This is a genomic window from Cohnella sp. SGD-V74 (genome assembly GCF_003001675.1).
In the GTDB taxonomy this organism is placed as follows: Bacteria; Bacillota; Bacilli; order Paenibacillales; family Paenibacillaceae; genus Cohnella.
In genome coordinates this window covers 125947-140989 of the sequence record NZ_PVYW01000020.1, presented here as the reverse complement: position 1 = coordinate 140989, position 15043 = coordinate 125947, and the positions used below count along the sequence as shown (strand labels likewise).

The 15043-nt window shown below is 58.9% G+C and carries 12 protein-coding genes and 2 pseudogenes; 11 read left to right on the top strand and 3 right to left on the bottom strand.

The features are described from left to right. Window positions 1-16: 16 nt before the first annotated feature. Genes B0G52_RS26660 through B0G52_RS26645 form a run of 4 tightly spaced genes read left to right on the top strand, consistent with a single transcriptional unit; the run spans window position 17 to window position 6250 of the window. Window positions 17-2353, top strand: a complete 2337-nt coding sequence (locus B0G52_RS26660) for a helix-turn-helix domain-containing protein (RefSeq protein WP_094048973.1) — start codon at window positions 17-19, stop codon at window positions 2351-2353. 3 nt (window positions 2354-2356) lie between these two features. Then, on the top strand, window positions 2357-3412 hold the full coding sequence (locus B0G52_RS26655; protein ID WP_094048971.1) for a TolB family protein: 1056 nt from the start codon (window positions 2357-2359) through the stop codon (window positions 3410-3412). A gap of 6 nt (window positions 3413-3418) precedes the next feature. Further along, entirely contained in the window at window positions 3419-4552 is a 1134-nt protein-coding gene (locus B0G52_RS26650) for a glycoside hydrolase family 88/105 protein (RefSeq protein WP_233163083.1), read from the top strand. 3 nt (window positions 4553-4555) lie between these two features. Further along, on the top strand, window positions 4556-6250 hold the full coding sequence (locus B0G52_RS26645) for a hypothetical protein (RefSeq protein WP_094048969.1): 1695 nt from the start codon (window positions 4556-4558) through the stop codon (window positions 6248-6250). Window positions 6251-6340: 90 nt separating this feature from the next. Here B0G52_RS26645 and B0G52_RS26640 read toward each other — a convergent pair whose 3' ends face one another. After that, complete coding sequence (locus B0G52_RS26640) at window positions 6341-6985, bottom strand: GNAT family N-acetyltransferase (protein WP_094048967.1); 645 nt, start codon at window positions 6983-6985, stop codon at window positions 6341-6343. A 141-nt stretch (window positions 6986-7126) separates the two neighbouring features. Here B0G52_RS26640 and B0G52_RS36335 point away from each other — a divergent pair. Continuing rightward, window positions 7127-7639: pseudogene (locus B0G52_RS36335) on the top strand (TerD family protein); the annotation flags it as partial. A 75-nt stretch (window positions 7640-7714) separates the two neighbouring features. Then, window positions 7715-8386: a vWA domain-containing protein gene (locus tag B0G52_RS36330; protein ID WP_233163093.1), complete on the top strand. Its 672-nt coding sequence runs from the start codon at window positions 7715-7717 to the stop codon at window positions 8384-8386. A gap of 66 nt (window positions 8387-8452) precedes the next feature. Here the strand turns inward: B0G52_RS36330 and B0G52_RS26630 are convergent, their stop codons facing one another. Next, window positions 8453-8923: an SRPBCC family protein gene (locus tag B0G52_RS26630; protein ID WP_094048963.1), complete on the bottom strand. Its 471-nt coding sequence runs from the start codon at window positions 8921-8923 to the stop codon at window positions 8453-8455. Between the two features lie 208 nt (window positions 8924-9131). Here B0G52_RS26630 and B0G52_RS26625 point away from each other — a divergent pair, with 208 nt between their 5' ends. After that, on the top strand, window positions 9132-10295 hold the full coding sequence (locus tag B0G52_RS26625; RefSeq protein ID WP_094048961.1) for a Gfo/Idh/MocA family protein: 1164 nt from the start codon (window positions 9132-9134) through the stop codon (window positions 10293-10295). Continuing rightward, window positions 10255-10476, top strand: a pseudogene (locus B0G52_RS26620) (Gfo/Idh/MocA family protein); the annotation flags it as partial. The gene B0G52_RS26625 and the pseudogene B0G52_RS26620, both read left to right, overlap by 41 nt. Here the strand turns inward: B0G52_RS26620 and B0G52_RS26615 are convergent. Then, window positions 10454-11359 carry a helix-turn-helix domain-containing protein gene (locus B0G52_RS26615; protein WP_233163081.1) on the bottom strand — a complete coding sequence of 302 codons (906 nt, stop codon included), beginning with the start codon at window positions 11357-11359 and terminating at the stop codon, window positions 10454-10456. The pseudogene B0G52_RS26620 and the gene B0G52_RS26615 overlap by 23 nt on opposite strands. A gap of 97 nt (window positions 11360-11456) precedes the next feature. On the opposite strand from B0G52_RS26615, the gene B0G52_RS26610 reads away from it, so the two are divergent. From B0G52_RS26610 to B0G52_RS26600, 3 genes are read left to right on the top strand one after another with little or no spacing between them, the layout of a single operon-like run. Further along, on the top strand, window positions 11457-12959 hold the full coding sequence (locus B0G52_RS26610; protein ID WP_094048959.1) for a glucuronate isomerase: 1503 nt from the start codon (window positions 11457-11459) through the stop codon (window positions 12957-12959). A gap of 30 nt (window positions 12960-12989) precedes the next feature. Next, complete coding sequence (uxuA, locus tag B0G52_RS26605; protein WP_094048957.1) at window positions 12990-14078, top strand: mannonate dehydratase; 1089 nt, start codon at window positions 12990-12992, stop codon at window positions 14076-14078. Beyond that, window positions 14075-14923 carry an SDR family oxidoreductase gene (locus B0G52_RS26600; protein WP_094048955.1) on the top strand — a complete coding sequence of 283 codons (849 nt, stop codon included), beginning with the start codon at window positions 14075-14077 and terminating at the stop codon, window positions 14921-14923. The genes uxuA and B0G52_RS26600 overlap by 4 nt, the downstream gene beginning before the upstream one ends. Window positions 14924-15043 lie beyond the last annotated feature (120 nt).

Below are 15043 nucleotides of genomic sequence, written 5' to 3'. Positions count from 1 at the left end.
CGAAGGGGGAACGGGCATGAACCTGGCGAAAAATCGAAGGCTTGTCAAAGCGATCGGCATTTTATCGATCGTCCTGTTCCTTCTTGTCTCTTCCTCGTTTTTCTTTACGTATTCGGTGTTCAACAAGCAGCTCAAGCGTCAGCTGGTAGAAACGAACATGGAGCTGCTGGGCCAACTGGATCATAAGCTGAAGCTCGCGCTGAAGCATATCGACAAGTCGGCCATCCAACTGCTCAGCAGCGACGAGATCGTGCGTTTTTACGAATACGAGCTCAACGAGCAGGAAGCCCGCAACAACGCGTTCCGCATCTACAACCAGATCACGAACGCGATCCAGAGCATGGACAACGTCTTTTCGATCGATATTTACTCCTACGACAAGCAGCGGCTCGTCTCGGGCAATATTTTGACCGAGCAGGATCTGTCGGGCGAATTCCAATGGATATCCGGGTTCCAGCAGTTCGACGGGTTCGCGGAATGGATTTCGACCCGCAAGGTCATGCTGAACCGATCCTCGTATCCGATCTATCGGAACGTCGTCACGCTTGTCCGCACGTATCCGCTCATCCATTCGCCGGGCGCGCGCAAGGGGGCGATCGCCGTCAACGTCAAGGAGGAGGCGCTGTTCACTCTCATCCGCAGCACCGCGGAGAACGACGGAGGGCAGACGTTCGTCGTCGACGACGAGGGCATCGTCGTGCTGCATGCCGATAAGAGCAAGCCGGGGAAGGACATCAGCGAATTTCCCTATATCGGCCGGATTCTGGAAAGCGGGGAGGAAAGCGGTCATTTCGTGGCCGAAGTGGAGCAGACGGCCTCCTCCGTCTTCCATGTCAGAGACGATTATACCGGCTGGCATATCGTCCGGGTCGTGCCCGAAGCGCAGTTTACGCGCCAGCTCACGCTATTCCGCAATGCGGTGGCCGTGCTCGCGGCGGTGCTGTTCGTCGTGGCGACCGTCTCCGCGGCCGTGATCGGGCGCTGGACGTTTAAGCCGGTCAACCGTTTCATGCAAGCGATGGGGAAGCATCTGACGGCGCCGTCCAAGCACGGCGTTCGCAAATACAACGACGAATTCCACTATTTCGAATCGACGGTTCAAGATATTTTGGAAGACCGACAGCAATTGCACAAGCAGGTCATCGAGAGCAAACCGTTGATCAAGTGGCGGCTGATGAGCGAGCTGCTGTCCGATCGGCGAATCAACCCGGCGGTGCTGCAGCCTTATATGGATATGCTGAACGTCCGGTTGGACGGAGATCGTTACGTGGCCATGAGCATCGAATTCGACAACCGGGACCAGATCGCCTCTCCGCGGGACTTGAAGCTGTATGCGTACGCCTTGTGCAACGTGGCCGAGGAATTGATGAACGCCGAGAGCAGGGGCATCGCGGCCGAACTGGACAACGGCAAATGCGCGGTCGTGATGATTTTCGCCGACGGGGACGACGGGGAGCGGCATTTCATGAGGGCGGTCGCCGTGGCGGATTTGCTGAAGAAATTCGTTCAGGAATACTTGCGCCGCACGATCACGATCGGGATCGGCGACCCTGCGGACAATCTGGACGACATCCACGACTCTTACCGGCAGGCGCAGGAGGCGCTGCGGTATAAGCTGGTCATGGGCGGCAACTCCATCATTACGCGGGAGGATATCTCGACCGATCCGTCCCCGCAATTTTACAGGCTGTTCGCCATGATCGACGGCATCGTCGCCTCCGTGAAGCTGCCGGACGCCGACAAGATGCAGGCGCAGGTGCGAAGATGGTTCGACTCGATCGCCGAGAACGGCGTTCCAGCAGAGATGATCATGCAGCTTGTCGTGCAGTGCCTGATGAAGACCGCCACCGCCGCCGCGGAAATCGGGGTGGAAGCGGAAGGCATTTTCCCCGAGCAGTATTTGGTTGAAATGCTGAACCAGTACGAGCAATTGGAGCAGCTGGAGCAGTTCACGGTCGGGGCGCTGGACAGCTTCATCGAGCGGATCAAGGACAAGCGCAGCAGCAGGGAACGCAACGACGTCATCGACAGGGCGATGCTGTACATTCAGGAAAATTACATGCGCAGCGATCTGTCGCTGAACCTGCTGGCCAGCGAATTCCATATCAGCGTCTCGCACTTGAGCAAGCTGTTCAAGGAACAGCGGGAATGCAATTTTATCGACTGTCTGATGGAAATCCGGATGAACCATGCGAAGGAGCGGCTTGCCGGCACGAATGGCAAAATCCGCGACATCGCGGAGCAGGTCGGCTATTCCAATGTGAATAGCTTCGTGCGGATTTTCAAGAAAATGACCGGCTTTACGCCTACGGAATACCGGGAGCGGTTCGGCACGCAACGAAGGGACAGGTGAGCCATGCTGACGATAAGAAACTTCGAAGACCCGCATACGGGCGTTTCTATCCGCGCCTTGGGCAACCCCGGGTCCAACACGGGCCATAACTATTTCACCGCGATGACGTGGCTGTCGAACAGTCGCCATCTTGTGCTGTATACGGACATTAACGAGGAAAAAATGAGCGTCTGCGTCAAGGCGGATTCGGAGAGCGGAAGCGCGGAGACGGTGGCGGAACGGCTCGAATGGGCACGGGGACTCGTATCGCCCCAAGACCGCTTCTACTATTACGAAGGTCCCCGAATCTATGAATACGACTTGCGGACGGGGGCAAGCCGCACCATCTGTACGCTGGTGGAGGACGCCGTCGTCTACGGGCCGCTGTCGATCACGAACGACGGCCGGACGATGGGCATCTACTGGCGAGACGGCAGCAAATGGGCGATCGGTACGGTCGACACGGAGACGGGGCGATTGACGGAGACGGCCAGGCCATCGTTCGCCGAGCCTTACCCGGTCGCCAATCACGCAATGGTCAATCCGGAGGACGGGCGGCTGGTGTTCTTCGCGCACGAGGGCAAAACCGAGCATATTCCGGATCGCATCTATATGGCGGATGCCGGCAGCGGGGAAGTATGGAACGGCTATCGACAAGCCCGGCTCGACACCGGCGAGCACGTGGAATACGTCGGGCACGAGATGTGGTCGCCGGACGGGGAGCATCTTTATTTTGTCAAATATCCGCAGAGCCCTCTGAAGCCGACCGGAATCTACCGCGTGCACAAGCGGACGGGGGAAGCGGAATTCATCAACGGAGATTACGCCTACTGGCACGTATCGCTTAGTCCAGACGGATGCTGGGCGGTTGCGGATACGATCGAGGACTGGGAGACGAGCAAAATCGTGCTGATCAACCTCCGGGACCGCTCGTCTCGGCTGCTGTGCGAACAGCCGATGTGGCCGCAGCATCCCGGCCATCCCCATCCTTCGTTCAGTCCGGACGGCCGCAAAATCAGTTTTACTCTCGCGGACGAGAATCGGCATCTGTGGGTAGGCGTAATCGAGAGGGGAGCGTGATTGCGCATGCAAAATGAGAGCCAAGCCGCGGATCTGCGGGAGGCGGCCTGCGTCGCTCCGGAGCCGGCGGTCTGCGCTGACCCGGAGCTGCTGAAGGAGACGGCGGAGCGCGTCTATCGTTATATGACGGCGGGACGGTACGAGGAATGGGGCATGGATATCGAGCATTGGGATTGGGTGCCCGGAGTCGGCCTGATCGCGATTATGGAATACGGAACCGGAAGAGAGAACGAATCCGCGATCCGGTATGTCGAGCAATGGGTGGAGCGGAACCGGGTTAAGGCGGCGTCGGCCAGGACGGTCAACGCGATGGCGCCGTTCGCCGTCTATCCTGAGCTGTACCGCCGAACCGGGAGAGCCGAGCTGCTCAGCGAGGCAGGACGCATTGCGGCGTGGATGCTGGACGAAGCGCCGCGAACGCGGGAAGGGGCGTTCGAGCACACCGTCACGGAGCCGGCCAGTTTCCCGGAGCAGGCGTGGGCGGACACCGTCTTCATGGCGGCGCTGTTCCTCGCCCGCTGCGCCAGGCTGACCGGGGACCGCCGTGTCGCGGAGGAGGCGATGCGGCAGACGCTGCTGCATCTGCGGCTGCTGCAGGACGAGCGAACGGGCGCGCTGTTCCACGGCTGGGATTGCGGCGCTGCGGATCATCTGTCGGCCGCGCTCTGGTGCCGGGCCAACGCCTGGATTGCGTGCGCCGTCCCCGAGATCGCGGCGGAATTGAGCGAGCTGGTTCCGGAGTCGGTCGAGCTGCGCGAGCGCTACGTCCGCATGGCGGAGGGGCTAAGAGCGCTGCAGGCCGAAGACGGGCTATGGCATACCGTGATGGACAGGCCGGACTTCTACAAGGAATCTTCCGGCAGCGCGGGCATCGCCTGCGGCTTCATCAAGGCGGTTCGCGGCGGGCTGCTGCCCGCCGAATATTTGGCCTCCGCGGCGCTTGCCGTCAAAGGGCTGCTGCCGCTCGTTACGTCGAACGGCGAAGTGAAAGGGGTATCCGGGGGAACGCCGGTCATGCCTTCGGTCGACGCTTATAATAGAATCCCCCAGTACCCTACTTTATATGGTCAAGGGCTGACCCTGATGCTGCTGACGGAAGCGGCCGCAGGCGTCGAAGCCCAGCATGGAGAGGAGCGCTAACGGATGAAATCGACGATAGATCAACATAGCATGCTGCTTCGGGCGATCGAAGCGAAGGAGGGGAGCTACAATCCGCAAATCCGCATGCTCGGTTCCCCATTCAGCAGCCCGGGCTATCATACGACGATCAAGCAGGCCGAGACGATTCATTCCACTTATAAATCGCTGGTTTACGCTCTCGGACTGCTGGATACGGAGGAAGAACGGTACGAGCGGCGGGCCTTCGATATCATCGGGCAGCTTGCGGGGATGCAGGATAAGGACCCGGCCAGCGCGACATTCGGAATCTGGTCGTGGTTTTACGAGGAGCCGCTCGAGCAGATGTCGCCGCCGGACTGGAACTGGGCCGATTTTTGCGGAAAGGTGCTTGTGCTCGCCGTTCTGCGCCACGGACATCGTTTCCCGGCATCCTTGCGGGAAGAGGTTCAAGAGACGATCGGGAACGCCTGCGACGCCATCATTCGGCGTAATGTCGGCCCCGAATATACGAATATCGCCGTAATGGGAACGCTGGTCACCTTGATTGCCGGAGAGCTGTACGAGCGAGAGGACTACAGCAGCTACGGGATGCGCCGGCTGGAACGGATCGCGGCTTTTACGCGGGATCGGCAAACGTTCCAGGAGTATAACAGTCCGACATACACCTATATCGCTCTGTTGGAGCTGAGCAAGCTGTCTACATCGACGCGCAATCCCGAGGCCAAGCGGCTTGCGGACGAATTGATCGATATGGCGTGGGCCAGCGTGGCAGAGCATTTCCATGCGGCGACAAGAAATTGGGCGGGGCCGCACAGCCGCAGCTATCGGACGCTGCTGAGCGACGAGCACAAGGCGTTCCTGCAGCTCGCGACGGAAGGCGCCCTGAGCTTTTTCCCATGGGAGGAGCTGCCTTACGAAGAGGGATGGTATGGCATCGGCTTCCGCTGCCCGGAACGATTCAGAGAGCGGTTTCTGACGGCGGAAGTCCGGGATATTCGCGAATGCTACGAGCCGGCCAGCGGCGGAGAAACCGACAAATGGGCGGTCACCCATATGACGGAGACGTACGCGCTGGGCAGCTTCAGCCGGGAAATTCTGTGGAACCAGCGGCGAGCGCTGCTGCTGTATGCGGACAACGGAGGCGAGCCGACCTATGCGCACTTCCGCTGTCTGCACGACGGCTACGATTTCTGCTCGGCCGTCCTGCACTCGGCTCAGGAAGGCGGCGAGCTGCTGTTCGGCGTCAGCTTCATCACCAACGGCGGCGATACCCACCCCAATCTCGATAGGACCGAAGGGGAGATCGAAGCCGCCGACTTCCGGTTGCGGCTTGAACTTGGCGGTTGTCTGGAGCGGGTCGAGGCGGATGTGCAGGGCGAGCTGGCGACGGTGCGCATCAGCGGGCTGACGCTGCGGCTGAATTGCGGGTACGCGGTTTTCGGCGGAGAGCTGCCGCGCGAGTGGAGCGTAGAGTCCGACGAGAAGGGCGGCAGGCTGTTCGTCGATCTTCCGATCTATGCCGGGCCAACGAAACGAATCGACTTGCGCGCGTTGGATCAGGCGGCGTTCCTGTTCGCGCTGTCCGTTGACGGCGAAGAAGGCGGCGAGGCTCCGCAGATCTCGGCCAGCGCCGACCGGCTTGACGCTCGCGTTCAGCGCGGCGGCCGCGAATTGGCTGTATCGCTGCCGCTGCGCCCTGTGGAGCGTGCGGGGCGTTGAACCGGCAAGCCCCCGCTGACTCTCGCGGCCGCATCTTGGGAGCGTTCCGGAAGTCGCGTAACCAAGATGGCGAAGCTGCTGCAACCTCGCTCAATCGGGCTGCGGCAGCAAACTGAGGAGCATTGCGTCCTCTCGTCTGTCTGCCCAATCTTTTTTACAAAGCGCGTAATGGTTATATTTCTCGTTATCGATTTCGATAATCGCTTGAAAGTTAAAGCCGCATTCGTGTATGACTTTATTCGAAGGGACGTTATTTAATAGAGCGATGGCGCTGAGCGCCTCCACGTTCGCGCTCTCGAATAAATATCGGATCATTCCTTGCGAGGCTTGGGCGGCATAGCCCTTGCCTCTATGATCCTTCGAGACGGCATACACGATTTCCCGGTTGGGCGGCGGCAATTCCTCCTTGATCCCCGAGCAGCACCACCCGATGAATTCCCCCGTCTTCTTCCAAATAATCGCCAATCTAAGCCGAAGCTCGCCGACGTCCTCCCCTTGCGACACCGCATGGAAAAACCGTTCGTTCTCCGGAATCTCATAGTTAATCAGCCAATCTTTCCGCTGCTCCTTAGACACGTTCCAACCGGGCAAGTATTCATATATTTCCGGCTGCCAGGTGAGCGCATGAAAAGCGTCCAGATCGCCAACGGCGAATTCCCTTAGAAGAACATCCTTACAATCAATCGTCAAAGCGGGCTCTTCCGAGATGGAACGAGTGCCGGCGTTGGCGTCCATGGCGATTTCTCCCTTCATGATTGCTTCAATAGGTATAATAACTCACTCGGAAAGAGCTGTGACCAGCGAAAAAGACTATAGTCGTTTTTTATTCCTGATTTGCTATAATTTAGGGGTGAGAAAGATAGGGAGGCTGGTAGAGTGCTGGTCAAAGGGCAGAAGGTCGACGTGACAAAGGGCAGGAACGTGAGCGAGCTGGCCGTCCATTTCGGGTGGAAGTGCGACAATGCGCGGATCGGCATCGATGCTGCCGGGTTCGTGTTGTCGGAGCGGGGCAAGTGCGAGCGGGACGAGCATTTCGTCTTCTACGGCAATCCTCATGGTTTCGGGGGCGCCGTTACGCATTCCGCGGCGGAGGGAGAGGATCGGGAGGCGATTCGGATTTCACTGCAGAGCGTGCCGGAATCCGCCGACAAAATCGCCTTGACGGTGACGATCCACGAAGGAGAGAAGCAAGGCCATACGATGAAAGACGTATCCGGACTGTACGTAAGACTCATCGATGCGGCAGACGGGGAGGAAATTGGCCGATTCGACTTCGGTTCGGATCTCGGAATGGAGACGGCCGTCGTCGCAGGAGAATTGTACCGCTACCAAGGAGAGTGGAAGTTCCGTGCAGTCGGGAGCGGATTCTTCGGCGGGCTGCAAGCGCTGTGCGAGAGCTTCGGATTGGAAGTGCGCGAGGAGGAACCTGCCGCTTCCGAGGCGGCGGCCGCGGCCGAACCGCTGATGCTGTCGACCATCGATCTGCGCAAGAGAACGGTCGGGCTGATGCTGGAGAAGAAGCAGCTGTCCGGAGTTGTCGCCAGAGTCGGACTTGTACTCGATATCACGGGATCGATGAGAAAATTGTACGGCAACGGCACTGTTCAGGAAGTCGTGGAACGGATGCTGGCGGTGGCGTGTCGGTTCGACGATAACGGAGCGCTGGACGTCTGGGTGTACGATCATGAATTCAGCAGATTGACCCCGGTGACGGAGCGGGATTTCGGCGGCTACGTAGAAACCCGCATTCTGAACGATCCCTCGATTCACAAGTTTGGGAGAAACAACGAGCCCCAAGTCATGGAAGACGTCATCCGCAAATACGTGAAGGAAGAGCCGGAGTCCACGCCGGTATTCATCATTTTCATTAACGACGGCGGAGTGGTCAGACCGACGAAGAGAACGCTCGCGGAGGCGGCCGTTCATCCGATCTTCTGGCAATTCGTCGGCATCGGCGACGCCGACTTCGAAGTTCTGAGCCAGCTGGATACGCTGCCGGGAAGAGTGGTCGATAACGCCAACTTCTTTCATATCGACGATATCGCGGCGATCACGGACGAACAGCTGTACGACAAGCTGCTGAACGAGTTTCCGTTATGGCTGGGAGAAGCGAAAGCGAAAGGGATTCTGCGCTAACGGTTTGATTAGGGGCGGTCGAGCTGGACGGCTATTCGTCCTGACGACCGCCCCGCATAACGCGGATTACGATTGCGCGTAGCTGTCCGGAGCGCGATCGGCGACAACGGTCAAGACGACGCCATGCTCCAATAGCGCCTTAAGCGCGCACAGCACCATCGTAAATCCGCCCATGGAGTCGATCGCCTCCATGACGATATCGTCTCCGCTCCCCGTGAAATTCGCGTTCGTGATCGTCACGAACGTCCCCTCGTCCCGAGGCGAGAACGTCCACTCCACGGTGCTGGCGTTCGGAGCTCCCCATTCGATGACGATACGTTCGTTTTGCACGACCTGCTTGACTGCGACATCGGCGCCTACCCCGTACATTTCCCAATCCCAGCGAATCGTCTTGCCTTCCTCCAGCCTGCCGCTGCTTTTCGTAAACCAGAACTTCGTCGTAATCGCCGGATCTGCGAACGCTTCGAATACTTGCTCGACCGGCTTTCTGATCAGCATTTGCGTGTGCGCCACGGGCGCGCGGGTGAGATGGATCATCGCTATGCTCCTTATCGGACAAGGTGGTGAAACGTATCTCCATTATAGCGAATGAACGAATAGCCTGCCTATCTCGACTAGGGCGTGAACCGACACTTCGGGCGGATATAACCGCAAAGCAGCGTCATTTTTGTACAAAGTAGCGTCACTTGTATTCGCTCTTCCTTGATATGCTAGGACCAGAACAAGCAGAAGGGGGCAGGTAAGGATGTTAAATGTGGCGATCATCGGAGCGGGGGCGATTTCGGCGGCGCACATCGAGGGTTATTTGCGGTTTCCGGAGCGGTGCCGCATCGTGGCGATCTCCGATCTGTACGCGGACAAAGCGAGCCAACGAATCGAGCAATTCGGACTGAACGCGCGAGCGGTCGGCGATTATAAGGAACTGCTGGGGGAAGACATCGACCTCGTCTCGATCTGCACGCCGCCCTACACGCACGCGGCGCTGGCGGAGGAATTCATGGAAGCGGGCTCGCATGTGATCGTGGAGAAACCGATGGCGTCTTCTCTCGAAGAGTGCGACCGGATGATCGAAGCCCAGCGGAGAACGGAGAAACGGTTGTCCGTCGTCGCCCAGAACCGTTTCAAGACGCCGATGATGAAGCTGAAGTCGGTGCTGGACGGCGGATTGATGGGCAGGATCGGTCATGTGCAAGTCGATTCCTTCTGGTGGCGGGGCCACTGCTATTACGATCTCTGGTGGCGCGGCACATGGGAGAAGGAAGGCGGCGGACCGACGCTTAACCACGCCGTTCATCATATCGATGCGCTGCTGTGGATGATGGGCAGTCCGACGGAGGTGCAGGCGTTCATGAGCAACGTCTCGCACGATAACGCCGAGGTCGAGGACATTTCCGTCGCGCTGCTGCGCTTCGGCAACGGTTCCTTGGGGCAAGTGACCAGTTCCGTCGTTCATCACGGCGAGGAGCAGCAATTGATTTTCCAGGGAGATAAGGCGCGAGTGTCCGTTCCCTGGAAAGTGAAAGCGTCCAATTCGACGTCCAACGGCTTCCCCGAGCCGAACGAGGAGCTGGAGCAGCGGCTGCAGTCGCTCTACGACGAGCTGCCCGAGGTCGAGCACGAAGGGCACGCCGGGCAGATCGACAACGTGCTGACGACGATCGAGACCGGAGCGCAGCTGCTGATCGACGGCGAGAGCGGCCGGCAAACGCTGGAGCTCATTACGGCGATCTACGCCTCGGCCAGTACCGGCGAGCTTGTGAGGCTTCCGCTGGACCCGGAGAACAAGTTCTACACCAGAGCGGGCATTCAGGCGAACGCGACGCATTTCTACGAGAAGAAGACGTCGGTCGACAATTTCGCGACGCAGGCGCGAGCAGACGGGCGATCACGTGTATTTGGTGAACCATGAGGGCGAGCGTCATTTTGCTGTGAACGGCCAGACGGGGTTCCCGTATTTCGGTCAATTTATTCTGGACTGCCTGCACCGCACGGAGAACGCGATGACGCAGGAGCATGCGTTCAAGGCGGCGGAGCTGTGCCTGATCGCGCAGCGCGACGCGATCGTCGTCACGAACGCGGGACGGCGGTAACGTCGGGCGGCTTCAGCGCCAGCTTGCGGTATTGGTGCGGCGTGACTCCGTAATGGGATTTGAACAGCTTGCAGAAGTAGGAGCAGTTCGTCACCCCGATCGCTTCGCCGATGCGGGCGACGGCCTGATCCGTCGAGGTCAGCAGCTTGATCGCCTGCTGCAAGCGTCTCGCCGTGACGTAGTCGGAGATGCTGGATCCGGTGCATTCCTTGAACAGATGGGACAGATGGTACGGCGACAGATGCAGCTCGGCGGCCATCTGCTTCAGCCGCAGCGGCTCGGCGTAATGGCTCTCCAGCCAGACGAGGATGCGCTCCGCCTGATGCACCTTGCGCGTGAGCCCCGAGCCGAGCTGTCCGGATCTCGTCTCCCAGATCGACTTGAAGGCATGGAAAAATTCGATCAGGAACAGCGAAAATTCCTCCGGCTCGTCCCTCTTTCCGATCGAGGAGCGCTTGCGGTCGAAGCGCTGAAGCAGCGCGTGAAGCGGATCGTCCTCGCCCAGGTTGTAGAGGCACGGATAAGGAAGCTTGCTCGTGTGGATCTGCTTGAAGAAGGCGAGCAGTCCGGGCCATTTATCGAAATAGTCTTCGTAGAGCGAAGGCTCGAACTGAATGACGGTGCGCACGAAGGGACTGTGCGGCAAAATGTCCATCTGGATATGATGCAGTTGATAGGGCTGGAATACGCACAGCATGCCGGGGGCGACTTCATAGCTTTTCTGGTCGACGACAAGGGTTCCGCTGCCCTCATGGATGATCAAAATCTCGATGCCCTGATGCGCGTGGAACGTGCCTTGAAACTGCTCGGAGTCGGCGCTTGTCCGCCGATAGGCATAGTAGAGCTTCATCTCGTTCAAATTGAAGGCTTGTACGTAGGTCATCCGAGCTCTTTCCTTTCCCTGCTTGAAGCTTGCGGGCCTTAGTTCCCGATGAAGATAACATACCATAGGAAGGCTGCGAAAAGGAGGTTTATTGCGCGTGAAGCCGTTTCTGGACGAGAACTTTTTGCTGAAGAACGACGTGGCGGTCAGGCTTTACCACGATTACGCGGCGTCTCTGCCAATCATCGATTACCACTGTCACCTGGACCCGCGGGAGATCGCGGAGAACAAACGGTTCGCCAACCTTGCGGAAGCTTGGCTGTACGGCGACCACTACAAATGGCGGGCGATGCGCGCGAACGGCGTCGAGGAGAAATACGTGACAGGCGGTTCCGGCGCGGACGACTACGGGCGGTTTCTCGCTTGGTCCCGCACGGTGCCGTATACGATCGGCAATCCGCTGTTCCACTGGTCGCATCTGGAGCTCCGCCGCTTGTTCGGCGTGAACGACCTGATTACCGAGGCCAACGCCCGAACGATCTGGGACAAGACGAAGGCCTGCTTCGAGGGAGAAGGCTATTCGGTACGCGATCTCATTCGCAAAAGCAACGTAGAGGTCATCTGCACGACGGACGATCCGGCCGACTCGCTCGAGCACCATGCGGCGATTCGCAAGGAGGAGGGAGCGGGGGCGCTTGGACTCCGTGCGGCGATTCGCAAGGAGGAAGGGCCGGATACGCTTGGGCTCCATGCGGCGATCAACAAGGAGGAGCGAACCGGTACGCTTGTTCTGCCCTCTTTCCGGCCGGACAAGGCGCTGAACGTTCGCGCCGCGGCGTTCCTTCCCTGGCTGCGGAAGCTGGAGGAGGCGACGAACGGCTCCATCTCGGACTACGGCGAGCTTCTGGCCGCGCTCGAAAGACGATTGGATTTCTTTCACGAGCTGGGCTGCCGCGTCTCCGATCATGCGCTGGACGACGTTCCGTTCGCGGCGACCTCCTACGAGGAAGCTGCAGCGGTTTTCAACAAAGCGATAAAAGGAGAAGCCGTCAGCGAGGAAGAAGAAGCCCGGTATAAGACGTTTACGCTGCTGCAGCTGGGCAGAGGGTACGCCAAGCGCGAATGGGTCATGCAGCTTCACCTCCATGCACATCGGAACAACAACGGCCGGGCGTTCGCCAAGCTCGGGCCGGACACCGGGCACGACTCGATGAACGACCAGCCATTGGCCAAGCCGCTTGTTGGCCTGCTGGACGCCCTGGACCGCGAAGGCGCGCTGCCCCGCACGATCGTGTATTCTCTCAACTCGAACGATAACGACATTTTGGCTTCGATTATCGGATCTTTTCAAGGGGACGGCATTCCGGGTAAAATTCAGCTCGGCTCCGCATGGTGGTTCAACGATACGAAGGACGGCATGATTGCGCAGCTGACTTCCCTGGCGAATATCGGCATGCTGGGCCGTTTCGTCGGCATGCTGACCGATTCCCGCAGCTTTCTTTCCTTTACCCGGTATGAGTATTTTCGCAGAATTCTGTGCAATTTGCTCGGGGAATGGGTGGAGAACGGCGAAGCGCCCTATGATCTGGAGTGGCTTGGCGGCCTCGTACGGGATATTTCTTATCGCAACGCAAAAGCTTATTTTCGCTTCAGGGCATAGAATCCAGAAAACCAGAGGAGAGATCAAGCGGTGAAAATGGTATTCAGATGGTACGGAGAAGGCAACGATACGGTTACGCTGAAGCAGATCAGGCAGATTCCCGGCGTGGAGGGCATCGTATGGATGCTCCATGACGTACCGGCGGGCGAGGAATGGCCGATGGACAAAATTATGGCCTACAAGCGGCTGTCCGAGCAGTCCGGCCTGCATCTAGAAGTCGTCGAGAGCGTAAACGTTCACGAGGACATCAAGCTGGGGCTGCCTTCGCGCGACCGCTATATCGAGAACTATAAGAAGACGATCGCGAAGCTGGCCTCCGTCGGCGTGAAAACAATCTGTTACAACTTCATGCCGGTGTTCGATTGGGCGAGGACGGATTTGTACAAAGAAATGGAAGACGGCTCGACTGCGTTGTTTTTCGAAAAGGCCAAAATCCGGGACATCGATCCGATGGAGCTCGTCCGCCAGATCGCCGACAACCCGGACTTTACGATGCCGGGCTGGGAGCCGGAACGGCTCGGCAGGCTGAGCGAATTGTTCGACGCGTACCGGGGCGTGACCGAGGACGATTTGCGCAGCAATCTTCGCTACTTCCTGGAGCAAGTCGTTCCCGTCGCCGAGCATTACGACATTAAAATGGGCATCCACCCCGACGATCCGCCGTTCTCCATTTTCGGCTTGCCCCGCATCGTCAAAAACAGGGACGATATTCGCCGCATTCTGGACTTCGTGGACAGCCCGTCGAACGGAGTCACGCTGTGCAGCGGATCGCTGGGCGCGAACCCCGACAACGATATCGCGGCGATGGTCAAGGAATTCGCGGGCCGTATCCCGTTCGCTCATATCCGCAACGTGAAAGTGTACGACAACGGCGACTTTATCGAGACTTCGCACCGCACCCGGGACGGCTCGGTCGATATCGCGGGCATCGTGCGGGCGTATGCCGAAACCGGCTTTACCGGATACGCCAGACCGGATCACGGACGACACATCTGGGACGAGAAATGCCGCCCCGGCTACGGCTTGTACGACAGAGCGCTCGGCATCATGTATTTGTGGGGCGTCTGGGATTCGGTTGTGCGGGAGAAAAAAGCGATCGTGGAGGGGAGCGGCCGATGACGTCTTATAAGCAAGGGGTGCGCGGAAAAGTCGCCGTTATCACCGGAGGCAGCGGCGTGCTGTGCTCGGAGATGGCGAAGGAGCTGGCCCGATACGGAGTCAAGGTGGCCTTGCTCAACCGGAGCGCGGAGAAGGGGCAGGCCGTGGCCGATGCGATCAACGCTTCCGGAGGCGAAGCGATCTCCGTCTCCTGCAATGTTCTGGACGCGGACAGCGTGGCGAAGGCGGATCAGATCGTAACGGAAACGTTCGGAGGCTGCGACATTTTGATCAACGGCGCGGGCGGCAACCATCCCGACGGGGTGACGAGTAAGGAAATTTTCCAGGCGGAGGATTTGAACCGGCCGGACGTCAAAACGTTTTTCGACCTGACGGTGGACGGATTTTCCTCGGTGCTGAATCTGAACTTCCTCGGGACGCTCATCCCCACGCAAATTTTCGCGAAACGAATGATCGGCAAGCAAGGCGCGGTGGTGATCAATATTTCTTCCATGAGCGCGCCGAGTCCGATGACGAAAGTACCGGCTTACAGCGCGGCCAAGGCGGCGATCGACAACTTCACGCAGTGGCTCGCCGTACACATGGCCGAAGCGGGCATCCGGGTGAACGCGATCGCGCCGGGCTTTTTCCTGACGGAACAAAACCGCCGGCTGCTCACGAACGAAGACGGGACGCTGACGGAACGTTCCCACAAAATCATTACGCATACCCCGATGAGAAGGTTCGGAGAGCCCAAGGACTTGCTCGGCACGCTGCTGTGGCTCGTGGACGACTCCGCCTCCGGTTTCGTGACGGGCGTCACGGTACCGGTCGACGGCGGGTTTATGGCTTATTCGGGGGTTTGAAGTCAAGGGATTTCAAAGTTGAATCCAGCGGTATCGGGGGGAAGCTTCCCCGATGCCGTCTTTGCGTTTCGACTTCAAAAGGGACGAACGTTTCTGCCAAAGAGCTGCGATTCGTTCCGA